Here is a 14,660-nt window from a genome sequence, read left to right as displayed (position 1 = left end):
GGCCAGCGTCTTTGGCGATGCCAAGATGACCACCGCGTTGCTCGACCGCCTTACGCATCGCTGCCACATCCTGGAAACCGGCAACGACAGTTACCGCTTCAGAAACCACGTTACGGACACCGGAAAGGAGCGCTAAACCTCACCTTCATCTATCACCTGAGCTAACCTGACGCACAAACGGGTGGCTCACTTTTCGATGAAAAGCCCGGCTCAGTTTTCGGCGGAAATCAACACGAGTGAGCCATCGGCAGCTCTGTGGCACCGTCTACGCCAATGTAAAATGTTGATTTCAAAGCAGGCATGAGCTTGACGATGTCGGGAGCCATCCGAGCATCGAAGTCAGACGAATCGACGTGCAAGGTATGGCCGTATGCGATTGGGTGAAGGGATCGCTTACATGGGTCGGTCGCCGGCCGAATTGCCTGATATCCGCGCAGCCCGGCCGTTGCCAGCGCATGTTTGCCTGGCGATTCTCGTCGTATTCGGAGATAGAACGAGCTCCTTCCCGGGGGCTCAACCCCGCGTCGCTCACACTCATCCTCGAGGAGAAAGAAGAGGTCCCGTTGCGTTCTTGCCCCTGCTTTGTTCCAGGACCTTGCGATGACAGTGTTCACCGCGTCCTCCTGCACTGAGGTAAGACGGGGAAGCCGGTTGCCTGATCGGCTGAAATGAGTCAGGCATGCCAGCAACGGATTGAGCCCTTCTTCGCGGCATTTCTCGACGCCGTTCGCCAGTTGTCTCATTCGTTCGGTCTGCGGGGCCTCGCCGCGTGAGATTGCCTCGATCCGACCGAGACGAAGTCGGGCGTTTTTTAAGTCGGTGGTACTACAGGTGAAGAGCGCGCCACYGGGGCCAGATTGATCGAAGATAGACGCACTGTTCTTCAAGGCCTCTCCGTCTGCCAGAGAGGCATGTTCGTAGTTGGGGAATACGGTGAAGAGATGGGACAGCTCAAAGGGTGTACTCTTCAGCGGTCCGAAGATGAGGCCTTGAGCAAGCGCCCAAAGGATTAGGCGGGCGTCCAACCCATCGTGGGCAAGTCGCACATCATCCAAGGTCGATGGCCGACAACGGATGGCGGCCACAAGCCGGCTGATTGCACGACATTCGTGCTCACCGACCGGCAGTCTGATGCTGGCGTATATTGCCTCCAGATTTTGCAGATAGACGCCAGGAAACTGTGGTGGGGACCAGAGGCGGAATTTCAATTCGTGATCGTGCGCGAACTGCTCGTAGGGGCGATGTCGCCACCCCCCTGTTTCATGACGCCAATCAGCATTTGATTTGGCGCTTTCCGCGCACAGCCAATCCTCTTGTTTGCACTCGACCAGTTCGACGCTTCGATCACGAAACACAAGAAAGTCGAGGGTTGCTGAAGAAACGTGACGGCGTCCATTTGGTAACAATCGCTGCACGCCTATGCACGGTACTTGGGCGTAATACCCAAGTACGGTTGGATCAAGTTCCATTTCATAAGCGAACAAGAGTTCGCATGTGTGGCTTTCAAGTGTCCGCGAACCATTATTTTTTGCGGACGCGAGACAGGTGATGACGTTTCGAAGTGCTGCTTTTCCGGGTGTCCTCGCCGGACATAGTGCAACCATCGTTTCGATGAATCTGCACGATGCAGCGCTCATGCCTGCCTGGGAGTAAATGTTGTACCGCAACGCTTCGCTCAAGATGTTGGAGGTTCCGGCGCAGATCATGGCGCACCTCTTTCTTTGAGCTGACCAGTCGTCACCAATGAGTACAAAGAAACAGTGCTGAAGGCAGCAGCAAACATGCAATGTATCGACACGCTAGCCTTTATTTCTTTGGTGACGATTCTCGCCGCGGCTTCTGCATTTCGGTGCTTATGTCGATGCTGTGGCGAACAACTTGTACGACGGTGAAGACAGGTCAGCTGGCTTTTGTTCAAGGTTTCCATCGTCTCGTTCCTCTTTTGAGGAGGCACACGTTCCCCGCGAAGCTTGTTGCTCCGCTTTGTGCCGGTTAATTTGAGACGAACGCTCCCGTCAGCCATGCGCGGCATGGCCGGTTCGCGCTTGACAGGCCGGGGGTGCGGCGAGAGACTTACGGCGCAGGGATCAGCTGTACCGTGTATCTATAAGCCCCGGAGCCTAGCCGCTCGGGGCTTATTCATTTTCGCGTCTCGGAATTTTCCCTTCGAGTTTCCCTGTTTGGCCTCCTTTTTTGTCACATTCGACGCTTTCGGGAAATTGGCAACGAAGATGTGGGCGCGGTGATTTCTCGACGGCCAAGCGCTCCAGGCATCGTTCGTTTATACGTGGAACGCTGCCTTTTGAATCGAGCAAGCCACTCAGCCACGTGCGGACGTCTTGGGTCGCGGCGAACCAGCCTCTTCGGCCTGGCACTCGGAACATTTCGATTGGCAGCCGGCCCGCAGATCGGCAGTTGGCCAGCGCCTTCACTGATCGAAATCCCATCAGCCGTGCGGTTTCTGCGGCGGAGAGGATAGGTGATTTGGGAAAGTAGCCTTCGACTTCCGAGTAGGTGTTCAAAGTCACTCCGGTGCCCTTCTTTCTCTGAGCAGCGCGTTGAGGCAAATCTGAACGAAGGAGGCCCTTTTGGGCGCAAAAGGTCTTGGGAGACAGGCTACTCTTCAGGCTCCAGTGACGCAATAAGTCATTGATTGATATAAATATATCACTCTGTCTATCGGCGGGCGATTCGCCGATTTCCTTTAAGTATCGATGTCGAGAGCCCCAAGAACGCCACGAAGATCATGAATTGATACAGCGACCTGATGCGGCGCAGCATTTTTTCGTCGATCGAGATGCAGCGCTGCAAAGCCGGCGTTAATAGCGCCTTCGTAGTCGCATCGCCACGTATCGCCGACCATCAAAATTTCTGACGGCTGGAGCTGCAGCATCTCCGCCAAGGCGGTATAGAAGGCCACGTCCGGCTTGACAGCCCCTACCTCGAACGAAAAGCAGAGCGCGTCGAAAAATTCTCCAAGCTCGTTACGGATGGGACCTGCATACGGCTTAGCTAGATTTGATGCCACTGCCGTTCGAATGCCATGGTTGTGCAGTCGGCCGAGCACGAAGGCGGCCTCGGGGTACGCATGGGTTGAAGCAAGCTCGACGGTTAGATCGCTTTGTAGCGATTCAAGTGGTGGATTATCCGGATGCAGCCCTACTGCTGCGTAAAACTGCTCCAAATCCATCTGTTCGGTAAGAGGCGAAGTAGGAATATCTCGCCCTGCCATGGAAGCAAGCCTGGCAAACGGTCGGCGCTTTTCCCCGATCTCGACGAGGGTTCCATAAGCGTCGAACGCGACGGCTTTAATGTGTTGTCGCTTCACGCGTACCCCTTCCATCCATCGCTTGTGGATCGAACCTGCGTGTTCATGAGGTGTAGTGAATGCGCCAGCGCAGCCGTTCGTCAATGCCCTGATCGGCGCGGCGGATACATGGCTATATGGACCACAGCCTATGCAGTACTACACGCGGACCGAGCAGCCGGCGCGGTTTCATAAGTATTTGATTACGCAAATCTCCGACGGCCTATGGCCGCAGACGGTGAGCAAAGTTTGTGCCTCATCGGGTCAGTTTCTACAAACTTTGATGCTCGTTGCTAAACAAGCTATGGCGTTCCGACCATTGATGGTCAGGCCGCCGCGGTTTGCATGTGCCTGCACCAACGATGGCGAATGGGGTGTCACCCGAGGAACGAGCTGGTGGCCATCCTGGTTACCATCTATTTTTTGCCTGTTGGCACCTGACAAGGGGCAGTACCGTGGCAACGAAAGACGCCAACGCGAAGAAAAAATGGGAGGCCGCGCGCGCCGAGCAGATGGCCCGGTCGTTTCTGGAGTCGGCGTGTTATCTGGATGACCTGGGCGAACTCAGGCAGTCGATATCGCTTTTGAAACGGGCGGCGTCGATGGGCAACATCGAGGCTCAGGTGAATCTCGGCGTTGCTTTGGCATTCGGCACTGGCATCAAAGCCGACCTGGAAGCATCGCGCCGGTGGCTCAAGCGGGCTGCCAGCCAGGGCAGCCCTCAAGCGGCCTATAACCTTGGCGTCGTTTATCGAAAGCATCGCGATCTGAGATGGGCCAAATATTGGTTTCAGCGCTCTCTTGAGCTCGGGGACGAGGACGCGCAAGAGGCCTTGGATCAAATCAGGATGACCCAAACAGGGGCGCAAGGTCCCCGGAAACGGTGATCGCTCTTCACTGAGGGCGCGCGTCTGTTTTTCTGGATTTGCACGTGGCGCCAACAGGGCTGGCGAGCTTTGTCACACTACGGCGAGGTTCTGCGGGCACCCTGGTAAACCGGCAGGGTGACGACATCGGCGAGGGCGTGAATCGGCTCGTTCGCGGCTGTCGCCGGTGGCGAAATGCCTGCCACGTATTGAAGGTCGAGTGCGCGGATCGCCTCGGTGACATAATCGATGAATACGCGGATCCGCGCCGGCAGATGCTGCCTGCTCAGGTAGCACAGGTAATGGCCGCGATCATCGGGGGCGTAGGACTCAAGGCAGGGGACCAGCCGCCCCTCGCGCAAATGGTCGGCGACTTGATAGCCGGCGAGTTGCGCCATGCCGACGCCGTCGAGCACGCTCTGCAGCACCAGCCCGACGTCGTTGAACGTACAGATCGATGGCGGCGCCAGCTTGCGCCGCTGACCGTCCACGTTGAACTCCCAATCGGCGATACGCCCTGACGCGGTGCGGAAGTTGATGCAGGTGTGGTTGGCCAGATCGTCCACACCCTGCGGCGCACCATGTCGCCGCAGATAGGCAGGCGAGGCGCAGACCAGCATCTGCATGGGAACCAGCCGCTTGGCGACGATCTGGCTGTCCTCGAGTTGGCCATCGCGGATGGCGACGTCGACGCGGTCGGTGGTGAAGTCGGTCGGACGGTCGTCGAGCAGCAGATCCAGCGTTATCTCGGGATAGCGGGCGCGAAAATCCGCCAGCAAGGGCGCCACGATCTGGCGTCCAAAGCCCATCGAGGCGCTGATGCGCAGATGTCCGCGCGGAGGCCCTGAACGCAGTTCGCGCATATCCTCAAGCGCCTGCACGATGCGCTGCACGCCCGGGTGGCAGTTTTCGTAAAACAGCTCGCCCTCGCGGGTCAGCGAGGTGCTGCGCGTGGTGCGAAGAAACAGCCTCGCGTTGAGCTGGGCCTCGAGCTTGCGGACACTGCGGCTGACCGCCGAGCGCCCGATGCCCAGGCGATCGGCCGCACGCGCGAAGCTCCCTTCGGCTGCCACGGCAATAAAGGCAACGACACCGGCATAACTCGCCGTGAAGCTGCACGCCAGCGTATCGGTGACATCGCCCTGCGGCTTGCCATCATGGTTGAGTGTCATAGGCGCGATACCTGCTGGTTTTCAAGCTGATGAGCGGACGGTGGCTCGCAGAGAGCCGCCATCGGCTCTCCCCGTACGGTCTAGTCGTATGGGGCGGCGCTGTTGTGACAGGAGCGGCGGGGCGGGGCCCTTCGCTTCACGGCGCACGCCACCCAAGGGACATAACATTGGTGCGTGACCGGCCATTAGATGTGTACCCCCATGCACCTACTGACGCCGACTCGCGTCACCTAGCATCGGCGAACAAGCGGCCGCGGTATCGCCTGCCGTTCCTGCGCATACCGCACCCGACCACGTTTAGACGGACGACAGTCGAGGTTCCTCATGAAAATCGTTGTGATCGGCGGCAATGGCCTGGTGGGACGAAACGTCGTTCGACGGCTCCGGGCTGGCGGACACGACGTCACGGCGGCTTCGCGCTCGACCGGCGTGGATATCGTCACCGGGGTGGGCGTTGACGAGGTGCTGGTCGGCGCCGACGTGGTGGTCGATGTCAGCAATTCGCCGAAGCTCGAGGGCGATGCTCCGCTGGCGTTTTTCCAGACCGCGGGAGTCAATCTGCTGCGTGCGGAAGCCGCGGCGGGCGTGAAGCACCATGTGTCGCTGTCGGTAGTGGGCACCGATCGCCTCGTCGATAGTCCGTATTTCGTGGGCAAGGCGATTCAGGAGGCGATGATCCAGCGCTCTGGCATCCCCTACACCATCTTGCACGCGACGCAGTTCTACGAGTTTCTTCTGCGCATCGTCGAGCTGAGCGTGTATGAGCAGGAGCTCAGTTTGTCGCCCGCTTATATCCAGCCGGTTGCCTCAGCCGACGTCGCCGTCGCGATGGCCGAACTTGCCGTACAGCCTGCGCGCAACCGCATGATCGAAATGGCGGGTCCCGATCGCGTGCGGCTTTCCGAAATCATCCAGCGCTTTCTCACCGAGATCGAAGCGCCGTATGACGTGGTCACCGATCCGCTTGCGCCGTACTTCGGTGCAACGCTGAAAGAGGACTCGCTGCTTCCACACGACGGCGCCCACCTGTGCACCACGAGTTTCCCTGCCTGGATCCATCAGTCCGAATACTGCGGCGCCGACTGGTAGTGAAAGACGGCACGCGTCGCGACCAATACGTCGCGATTGATGCCAGGCAAGCAACACCGCAGCGCTCTTGGCGTATCTACCGATGCTTGATCCCGTTGCCTAATCTGCAGGCTGACGAAGCACGGGAATACGCGCGATGAGCACCATCACCACGAAAGACGGTACGCAGATCTATTACAAGGATTGGGGCAGCGGCCCCGTCGTCACCTTCTCGCACGGATGGCCATTGAATGCCGATGCATGGGATGGGCAGATGCTCTTCCTGGCGCAGAACGGCTATCGCGTGATCGCACATGATCGCCGGGGCCACGGGCGTTCCAGCCAGTCGTCGCAGGGCAACGACATGAATGGCTATGCGGACGATCTCGCGGAACTGTTCGAAGCTCTCGATCTGCGCGACGTGACCATGGTCGGTCACTCCACCGGCGGCGGCGAAGTGGCGCGCTATATCGGCCGACACGGCACAGGGCGTGTAGCCAAGGCTGTTTTGATCGGCGCAGTTCCACCGGTCATGCTGCAGAGCCCGACGAATCCGGAAGGCCTGCCCTTGAATGTATTCGATGGCCTGCGCAGCGCCCTGCAGCGCGACCGTTCGCAGTTCTTCAAGGATTTCGCGCTGCCGTTCTACGGCGCCAACCGCCCCGGCGCGCAGGTCTCGCACGGTGTGCTGCTGCAGTTCTGGCAGTGGAGCATGCAGTCGGGGTTGAAGAATGCCTACGAGTGCATCAAGGCCTTTTCCGAAACCGACTTCACCGAGGATCTGGCCAGGATCGACGTGCCCACGCTGATCATGCACGGTGAGGACGACCAGATCGTGCCCATCGCGGCCTCGGCGCTGAAATCGGTGCACATGATCGAGGGCGCGCGCGGCATCTACTATCCGGGCGCACCGCATGGCATGACCACCACCCATCAGGATCAGGTCAACGCGGATCTGCTGGCTTTCCTCAAGCTCTGATCGTTGCCGTGGGCCAGGCCGGCGGTAGGTCGTCGACGATCATGCCGCCGGTCAGGCTCGTGCTGAGGAAAACAGCGGGACGCCAAGTTCGGACGCGATGCGCGCCAGCTTGTCCGGATTGCGCTGAACGAGTACGCGGACAATGCGGTCGCCGTCGGTTTCCACGGTTTGTACCGACTCCAGTGCGTCATGGATGTAGCGCAGCACGCTGAGCTCGCCATTGATCGAGGCCAGGTCGATGCGAAGTGCGCTCTTGTAGCGCAGATTGGATGCATAGAAGAGCTGCGCGATGCGCTGACCGCCAAGCAGCGGCCTGGGGAAACTGGTTTCCCTGCCGCCACCGTCGCCGATCAGTTCGGCCTGGTCGGCCAGCATCGCCTTCAGCAGCTTGAACTGTCCCAGTGAGAGTGCCTGCGCGAATCGTTCCACGATGCGACCGTGTGCCTCGGGCGATACGGCGTACTTGGGCTCTCCCTCGCGCAGCTGGGTCTTGGCCCGATGCACGATCTGGCGCGCGGCCGCTTCGTTCTTGTCGATCGTTTCGGCGATGTCGGCGTAGCCCACGTCGAAGATCTCGTGCAACAGAAACGCTGCGCGCGCTTCTGGCGAGAGGCGCTCGAGCATCGACAGCAGCGCCACGGAAACCTCGCCGTGACGTTCGTGGATCTGTTCGGGGGTGGCCGGGCCATCGCTCAGGATCGGCTCGGGCAGCCAAAGGCCGACATAGTGCTCACGCCGGGCCTTCAAGGAGCGCAACCTGTCGATCGCCACGCGCGTGGTGGCAGTCACCAGCCATGCTTCAACGTTGTTGACGGCCGCCTGATCGGTGCCGTGCCAGCGCAGCCACACATCCTGGACGACATCTTCGGCGTCGGCTACGGAGCCGAGCATGCTGTATGCAATCGCCTGCAAGCGGGGACGAAGACGATAGAAAGTGGCGTTGGCGTCGTTCACAGCAATGAGTGCCGAGCTGGCCCTTTTGACGTGGTAAACCCGAGTCACTGCGCGGCGCAAAGGGCGGCATATCGCGCAACGTCATGCCGGCCACGGGGATCGGAGGCCAGTATGCCGTATTTCGCTGGCTCCCAGCATCGGACTTCAGTCATAGCTCAACGCATGCCCGTGGCAAACACGAAGCATTGATGAGGGCGTCGATATCATGTGACGGGTGTCGCTGGCCATCGACGGCCAAGACGGATCTCTGCGCTGGATCAGCAGCAGTCCCCATGCACTGGTTCCGGCAGGGAAACACGGTAAGCCCCTCCAGCTACCTGCGATGCATCGGCCGCGTGAGGCATGATGCACGCGCCGGTGGCGCATACGAAAACGTTCGGGATAAGCCATGTCACAAATCAAACGAATTCTGCTGCAGACGACGATCCCTTACGCCGCCGACGATTGGCATATCGGTCGCTTCAGCCTGTTGCACGCGTATCTGGCCGGTCTGCGCAGCGACGACGGATCGCCGCTGTTCGAGGTCAGTGCGCGCGATCGGGATGCGCTCGGCAAGCCCGATAGCGTGCTGTCGCAACTGGACACTTCGGACATCGATGAGTTGTGGCTGTTCGCGGTCGACACCGGCGACGGGCTGACCACCGAGGACTGTGCGGCGATCGGACGCTTCCGCCAGCGTGGAGGCGGCATGCTGGTGGCACGCGATCATATGGACCTGGGCAGCTCGGTATGCACCCTGGGCGGCGTCGGTGCGGCGCACTTCTTCCATTCCAAGAATCAGGATCCCGATGCGTCGCGGCATCAGATCGACGACACCGTCACCACCAATATTTCCTGGCCCAATTATCACTCCGGCTCGAACGGCGACTTCCAGACCATCGAACCGAGTGAACCCATCCATCCCGTGCTGGCCGATCCGGCATCGCCGACGGGCGCGATCCGCTACTTGCCTTCGCATCCTCACGAAGGCGCGGTGGGCAAGCCTGAGCACGACGACACGGCGCGTGTCATTGCGACGGGGCGCAGCGCCGTCAGCGGACGATCGTTCAATCTGGCTGTGGCGTTTGAGCCATCGCAGTCCGGTGGCCCCGCCATGGCGCAATCGACCTTCCATCATTTTGCCGACTACAACTGGGATCCCTCCAAAGGCTCGCCGAGCTTTGTCAGCGAGCCACCCGGCAGTGGGCTTGCTCATTCGACCGATGCGCAGCAATCGATCAGACAATACATGAAGAACCTGGCCCAGTGGCTGGCTGGACGGATGCCTTAGCAGTTCATCGTTCGCGGTGCCCTTGCTGCTACTGCGTTGCGCGCCAGGTGCAACGGCGCCTTCATGCTGTCGTGTCCAGCCGATGACAACATGAAGGCGCACCACTCATTCGAGCAAGACATCGGCAGCAAGCCGATACTCAGCCTGCCGCTCCCTGCTTGGCGTAGATCGAGCGCGCAAACCACGTCTTGAAGTCCTGTTTGCCCAGCCGTGCGCCGTCGCCCGGCAGCAAGGTGCCCGGCTCCAGCACGGCACCGAAGTAGGGCGCCTTGGGATCGGCGATGACCTTGCGCGTATCGCCGATCGCCGTGAGGAAGCGCTGCACCCACTCCGCCATCGGCGCCTTGTCGGGGCCGCCAATTTCCACGATGCCGTTGGCCGGCGCGGCGAGCACGACGTCGGTGACGGCATCGGCCACGTCATCGGAGGCAATCGGCTGCATCAGCCCGCTGGAAATATGCAGCTCCTGTCCCTTGGTGCCGTCGCCGGCGATGCCGTTGAGGAATTCGAAGAACTGGGTGGAGTGGATGATGGTGTAGGGAACACCAGCAGCGCGTATCCCTTCCTCCTGGGCCACCTTGGCGCGGATATAGCCGCTGGCCGCAAAGGCGGGACGCCCGGTGCCCACTACCGACAAGGCTACGTGATACTTCACGCCTGCCTTTTTCTCGGCGGCGGCAAGGTTGCGTTGGGAGGTCTGGAAGAAATCCATCACCGCCTTGTCTTCGAACGAGGGCGAGTTGGACAGATCCACCACCACGTCCGTGCCCGCCATGGCCGCATCCAGGCCTTCGCCGGTAAGCGCATTGACACCCGTGGACGGCGCCGCGGGTACCGCCTCGTGACCGTGTTTGCGCAAGCGCTCGACGACCTTGCTGCCGATCAGTCCGGTACCACCGAGTACGACGATTTTCATGGGAATCCTCCAGTTTGCGTTGACGCCAATGGCGCCTCTTGGGTTGAGCTCAGGCGTGGCTGTCGGGTGTCGATAAACCGCTCGCGGATTCACCATGTTGAAGCGGCGCATGGATCGGTACGGTCATCAAGCCGCAGGTCGATAGCCATACTCGGGTAGGCGCGAAGCTGCCGTCTTCGTCCCCGGCACAAGGCGTGCGACACAGCCAGCCTCTCTCGATAGACGTTTCAGCGACGTCGCCTGTGACAGCATCGGAAGACTGATGCGCACAAGGCAACACGGCGAGCCTGCCAAGGTATCTAGTGGCAGCGCTGCATCGTACTTAGGCTGGGCTCCGGAGTGGCCCTACGCCGGCCACTTGCGCCATTCAAGAGGAAACCTCCATGCGCATGTTCAACACCTTAGGCCTGCTGTGCCTGCTCGCTTGCCCCGCCGTCATTACCCAACAAGCCTTCGCCCAGAGCTCTCCCGCCGCACCGCAGGCGCAGGTCTCGGACCTGATGACCAAGGCGCTCAAGGACTACCCGGGCAAGGAAGGCAAGATGATCCTTGTCACCTATCCGCCGGGTTCGGTGGATCCCGTCCATCGCCACTTTGCGCATGCCTTCGTCTATGTGCTTGAAGGCTCCATCGTGATGAGCCTGAATGGCGGCAAGGAAGTGACGCTGGGGCCGGGCCAGACCTTTTACGAAGGGCCGGAGGACAAACACACGGTGGGCCGCAACGCCAGCACGACGCAGCCGGCGAAGTTCGTGGTGTTTCTGCTGAAGGACCAGAACAAGCCAATACTCACGCCGGTGCAGTGAGTTCCCGCCGAGCTGAAGGGCTGATCGCGTCGCTCAGTGCGTCTCGCCCAGCCCCAGCCGCCCCGCCTGCGCCACCGCCTCGCCCCGCGAACGCGCGTCGAGCTTGCGCAGCACGGCGGACACATGGTGTTCGACGGTTTTCTCCGAGCGTGCGATGCGTCCGGCGATTTCGGTGTTGGACAGGCCCTGGGTGAGCAGGTCGAGGATCTGCAGTTCGCGCAGGGTGAGTCCGGCAGGGTTCGCCGAGGTGCTGGCACGCGGGCCGCGCGTGACGCCGCGCATGCCGGCGCGGCACAGCCAGTCGCGGCAACGCCGAAGGCTGGCCGTGGCTTTGAGTGACTCGAGTGTGGCCAGGCCTTCGGCGATGCCATGCTCGTCGCCCTCGAGCAAAGCCAGCGCGCGCTCGTAAGGGCAGCCCATGCCCTGCCAGGCCATGGCCGCTTGCTGCCACTGGCCATCGCGCTGCCACGCATAGTTGGCTTCGATCTCGCCCGGGCTCGAGCCGCCCAGCCCCATCCATCGACGCCAGAACAGCAGTTCGCCCAGCGCGCGCGGATCGCCCAACTCTTCGGCCAGTCGGATGGTCTCGCGCACGAAGGGGTCGTCGCCGGTCTCGTCGCCCGCCAGCCACGCGGCTTCAGCACGCGCTGAGGCTACCGGCGCGAGACGCTGCAGTTCGCCGGTGGCCCACGCCAGTTCGGTGACTTCTTCCAGCGCGGCGGCAGCACCGGGATCGCCCCGGCGCAAGCGGATCCGTGCCAGCACGGTGAGTGCGGGGATGCGCGTCACCGGCGTCACGTCGCTGCGCGTCAGCAATTGACTGGCGAGCTGGCCGGCGGCATCCCAGCGGCCCAATTCAAAATCGACGCGGGTCTGCAAGGCCACCACGTATTGCGACCATGAATCGAGATCGCGGTCGGAGAAATACACGGCGGCCTGACTGATATACCACTGGGCATCGGGATAATTGCGCGTGGTGACCGAGCTGCTGGTGAGGTTGGCGTAGGCGCGCGCCACGTGTTCGCCATAGCCGTGTTCGGTGGCGATGGCCAGACTGCGCTTGAGCATCTCCCGGCCATCGGGATGACCGTGCACGGCGCGCGCGGTGCCGACATTGTTCAAGGCATGCGCCAGCACTTCCGTGTTGCCTTGCTGCTCGGCCATCTCGATCGCGCGCTTGCCCCAGGCCACCGCTTCGGCGGTGCGATGCGACAGCATGCGCATCTGCGATCGATTGCTGAACGCCCATGCCAGCTCTTCGTCGGCATGGATGGACTCCAGCAACTGCGCGGCGCGATTGCCGTAGACCTCCGCTTCGGCATTGCGCCCGGCAAACCAATACATGCGCGATAGCCAGCGCAGCAAATGGCCTTCCTGGCGGTCGTCGCCCAGCTTCTGCCAGATCGCCAGCGCGGCCTCGTTGGAGTCGATGGCGCAGTCGATCTGGCTGGTGAGATAACACTGATAGGCGTGCCGCTCGAGCAGGTCGGCCCGCTCCTCGTCGGCCAGCCCGCCTGCATGCGGCAGCGCCTTGCCGTAGAGCCAGGCGGCATCGCAGTGCGCGCCATGCGCGGCGGCGTCGTCCGCGGCCTTGGGTGCGTACTTCATCACCGCCGCGCAGTCGCCTGCGCCGGCGGCGTGATGCACCAGGCGCGCGACGGCGACGCCATCCCCCAGCGTCTCCAGATGATGCAGCAGGCGTGCGTGCAACGCGGTCGCCACCGGCGCGGGCAGCGCCTGCTCCATCGAGATGCGCGCCAGTTCATGGCGCCACGCATAACTGCCGCCTTCGGCCACCAGCAATCCGGACGCGAGCGCGCCAGCCACGACTTCGTCGCTGGGTGCGAGCAGCGCCTCCACCAGCGAGACTTCGATGCGCGCCGGCACGATGGCGGCCAGATCCAGCAACTCGCGCACGGCCGGTGACTGCCGTCCTGCGCGAGCCAGCACGGCGTCGCGCACGGAGGCGGGCAAACCTTCCGCCGACAACGCTTCGGTGACAAAGAATGGATTGCCGGCGGTGGCTGCGAACAAACCTTCGGACGGATGGCCGGTGCGCCGCGCCATGTCCACTACGGCCGCCTCCGTCAGCGGCAACAAGGGCACGCGCACGGCGACTTCGCTCGGCAGGTCGCCGCACAGCATGCGCAGCGGATGCCGTGCGTCGAGTTCATCATCGCGATAGGTGAGCACCAACAGCGCACGCACACGTTCGATGCGCCGCGCCAGGTATTTCACCAGATCCAGCGTGGCGGCATCGGCCCAGTGCAGGTCTTCGAGCACCACCAGGGTGGTGCCATCGAGCTCCTGCAGATCGGTGAGCACCGAGGCAAATAGTTCCGCGCGACGGCCTTCGCGTCCGAGCAGATTGCGCGTCTTGCTGGTGAAGGCGTCGGCGATGTCGTAGAACGGCCCGAGCGGGCGGGGCGAAAACAACGCTTCGCACCCGCCGATCAGGACACGCCCATCGCTGTGAGTCGAAGCCAGGCATCGCGCCAGAGACGTCTTGCCGATGCCTGCTTCGCCATACACCAGTGCGGTGCGGCCTGAGCCTTGTCGCGCGAGCTCGAGAGCATCCCGAAGCCGCCGCAGGGCGTAGTCACGCTCGACCAGTTCCAACCTGCCATCCTCAACGCTGGATCAACGTTCGCACCGACCGGGGGGAGGGTGGGCGAAACCTGCATGGCGTCGTTCCGTCAGAGGAAATAGCGGAACGGTCGCCACGGTGCTCTATAAACCGTACGCGTCGCCGATGCACGACTGGCTCCCGCCATACTCAAATAGAAATAGGGGTTGAGTACGGAGATTTCGGTGATCTGATCTACAGGGAGCTCGTTACGGCGGGCCACCTGGCGAATCGCCTCGGGCGTGGGAGCATCGTAGACGCAAAAGGTCCGGGTCTTGTCCTCGCTGACGTATGAGTGCAGCCAGGTGACGCCTTCCTGGGCATTGGTATTGACGATCTCGACGCACTTGGCGGCGCCGCTGGCGTTGGTGGGCAGGGAAAGGCCGTTCGGGAAATAACGTTCGACGATATAGCGCGGCATGACATTGTCCTCGTAAGAATCGCGGCTTGGGCTCAAGCGGCGATCACAGGCTACGAGTTGGCATGCGCTGCAACATCGGGAGTTTCCCCCAATTTGCGCGGAGCCTCCCCTCATTTTGCGCGACCGGTGTTATCGCGGGTGTTTCATTGAAGCAACGATTTAGGGGGTCGATGGTCGCAATGCGAACTGCGACATGTGAGCTAAACGCAGTTTGCGCGAATGCGCAAAGTACGCCTTTTGGTCGATGCTGTTCCCGTCGAATTCGCTGTCACGAC

The 14,660-nt window shown here is 61.6% G+C and carries 13 protein-coding genes; 6 read left to right on the top strand and 7 right to left on the bottom strand.

Features of this window, described 5'->3' with window-relative positions; genetic code table 11:
- On the top strand, positions 1 to 136 hold a 136-nt coding region (locus AC1DMG_RS05540), incomplete at its 5' end, for an ATP-binding protein (protein WP_477180240.1).
- A gap of 91 nt (positions 137 to 227) precedes the next feature.
- On the opposite strand, the gene AC1DMG_RS05535 is transcribed toward AC1DMG_RS05540, so the two are convergent.
- Together AC1DMG_RS05535 and AC1DMG_RS05530 are read right to left on the bottom strand one after the other, a co-directional pair.
- Positions 228 to 1,706: a hypothetical protein gene (locus AC1DMG_RS05535; RefSeq protein WP_477180239.1), complete on the bottom strand. Its 1,479-nt coding sequence runs from the start codon at positions 1,704 to 1,706 to the stop codon at positions 228 to 230.
- Between the two features lie 998 nt (positions 1,707 to 2,704).
- Positions 2,705 to 3,328 (bottom strand): HAD family hydrolase, encoded by a 624-nt coding sequence (locus AC1DMG_RS05530; protein ID WP_477180238.1) that lies wholly within the window; start codon positions 3,326 to 3,328, stop codon positions 2,705 to 2,707.
- Between the two features lie 434 nt (positions 3,329 to 3,762).
- On the opposite strand from AC1DMG_RS05530, the gene AC1DMG_RS05525 reads away from it, so the two are divergent.
- A complete protein-coding gene (locus AC1DMG_RS05525; RefSeq protein WP_441602888.1) occupies positions 3,763 to 4,194 on the top strand; it encodes a tetratricopeptide repeat protein in 432 nt (143 codons plus the stop codon).
- Between the two features lie 77 nt (positions 4,195 to 4,271).
- Here the strand turns inward: AC1DMG_RS05525 and AC1DMG_RS05520 are convergent, their stop codons facing one another.
- Positions 4,272 to 5,345 carry a LysR family transcriptional regulator gene (locus tag AC1DMG_RS05520; protein WP_441602889.1) on the bottom strand — a complete coding sequence of 358 codons (1,074 nt, stop codon included), beginning with the start codon at positions 5,343 to 5,345 and terminating at the stop codon, positions 4,272 to 4,274.
- 324 nt (positions 5,346 to 5,669) lie between these two features.
- Between AC1DMG_RS05520 and AC1DMG_RS05515 the strand changes: the two genes are divergently transcribed.
- Together AC1DMG_RS05515 and AC1DMG_RS05510 are read left to right on the top strand one after the other, a co-directional pair.
- Positions 5,670 to 6,434, top strand: coding sequence for an SDR family oxidoreductase (locus AC1DMG_RS05515; RefSeq protein ID WP_441602890.1), 765 nt, complete (start codon positions 5,670 to 5,672; stop codon positions 6,432 to 6,434).
- 136 nt (positions 6,435 to 6,570) lie between these two features.
- Positions 6,571 to 7,392: an alpha/beta fold hydrolase gene (locus AC1DMG_RS05510; protein WP_441602891.1), complete on the top strand. Its 822-nt coding sequence runs from the start codon at positions 6,571 to 6,573 to the stop codon at positions 7,390 to 7,392.
- Between the two features lie 51 nt (positions 7,393 to 7,443).
- Here the strand turns inward: AC1DMG_RS05510 and AC1DMG_RS05505 are convergent, their stop codons facing one another.
- Positions 7,444 to 8,346, bottom strand: coding sequence for an RNA polymerase sigma-70 factor (locus tag AC1DMG_RS05505; RefSeq protein ID WP_441611422.1), 903 nt, complete (start codon positions 8,344 to 8,346; stop codon positions 7,444 to 7,446).
- 388 nt (positions 8,347 to 8,734) lie between these two features.
- On the opposite strand from AC1DMG_RS05505, the gene AC1DMG_RS05500 reads away from it, so the two are divergent.
- A complete protein-coding gene (locus tag AC1DMG_RS05500) occupies positions 8,735 to 9,616 on the top strand; it encodes a hypothetical protein (protein ID WP_441602893.1) in 882 nt (293 codons plus the stop codon).
- 139 nt (positions 9,617 to 9,755) lie between these two features.
- Here AC1DMG_RS05500 and AC1DMG_RS05495 read toward each other — a convergent pair whose 3' ends face one another.
- The gene (locus AC1DMG_RS05495; RefSeq protein WP_441602894.1) at positions 9,756 to 10,532 is read right to left on the bottom strand and encodes an SDR family oxidoreductase; all 777 of its coding nucleotides are present in this window, start codon (positions 10,530 to 10,532) and stop codon (positions 9,756 to 9,758) included.
- 383 nt (positions 10,533 to 10,915) lie between these two features.
- Here AC1DMG_RS05495 and AC1DMG_RS05490 point away from each other — a divergent pair, with 383 nt between their 5' ends.
- Complete coding sequence (locus AC1DMG_RS05490) at positions 10,916 to 11,338, top strand: cupin domain-containing protein (protein ID WP_441602895.1); 423 nt, start codon at positions 10,916 to 10,918, stop codon at positions 11,336 to 11,338.
- Between the two features lie 33 nt (positions 11,339 to 11,371).
- On the opposite strand, the gene AC1DMG_RS05485 is transcribed toward AC1DMG_RS05490, so the two are convergent.
- Positions 11,372 to 13,957 (bottom strand): ATP-binding protein, encoded by a 2,586-nt coding sequence (locus tag AC1DMG_RS05485; RefSeq protein ID WP_441602896.1) that lies wholly within the window; start codon positions 13,955 to 13,957, stop codon positions 11,372 to 11,374.
- Between the two features lie 77 nt (positions 13,958 to 14,034).
- Entirely contained in the window at positions 14,035 to 14,385 is a 351-nt protein-coding gene (locus tag AC1DMG_RS05480; RefSeq protein WP_441602897.1) for a DUF4242 domain-containing protein, read from the bottom strand.
- Between the last annotated feature and the right edge of the window lie 275 nt (positions 14,386 to 14,660).

The sequence above is a fragment of the Dyella sp. 01N36 genome, assembly GCF_056399745.1.
The sequence above is the reverse complement of the archived record's forward strand: the minus strand, read 5'-3'. Positions and strand labels throughout refer to the sequence as shown.

Coding starts and splice junctions, on each gene's coding strand:
- AC1DMG_RS05520 (WP_441602889.1), bottom strand. CDS start 5,345: ATGACACTCAACCATGATGGCAAGCCGCAGGGCGATGTCACCGATACG.
- AC1DMG_RS05515 (WP_441602890.1), top strand. CDS start 5,670: ATGAAAATCGTTGTGATCGGCGGCAATGGCCTGGTGGGACGAAACGTC.
- AC1DMG_RS05510 (WP_441602891.1), top strand. CDS start 6,571: ATGAGCACCATCACCACGAAAGACGGTACGCAGATCTATTACAAGGAT.
- AC1DMG_RS05500 (WP_441602893.1), top strand. CDS start 8,735: ATGTCACAAATCAAACGAATTCTGCTGCAGACGACGATCCCTTACGCC.
- AC1DMG_RS05495 (WP_441602894.1), bottom strand. CDS start 10,532: ATGAAAATCGTCGTACTCGGTGGTACCGGACTGATCGGCAGCAAGGTC.
- AC1DMG_RS05490 (WP_441602895.1), top strand. CDS start 10,916: ATGCGCATGTTCAACACCTTAGGCCTGCTGTGCCTGCTCGCTTGCCCC.
- AC1DMG_RS05480 (WP_441602897.1), bottom strand. CDS start 14,385: ATGCCGCGCTATATCGTCGAACGTTATTTCCCGAACGGCCTTTCCCTG.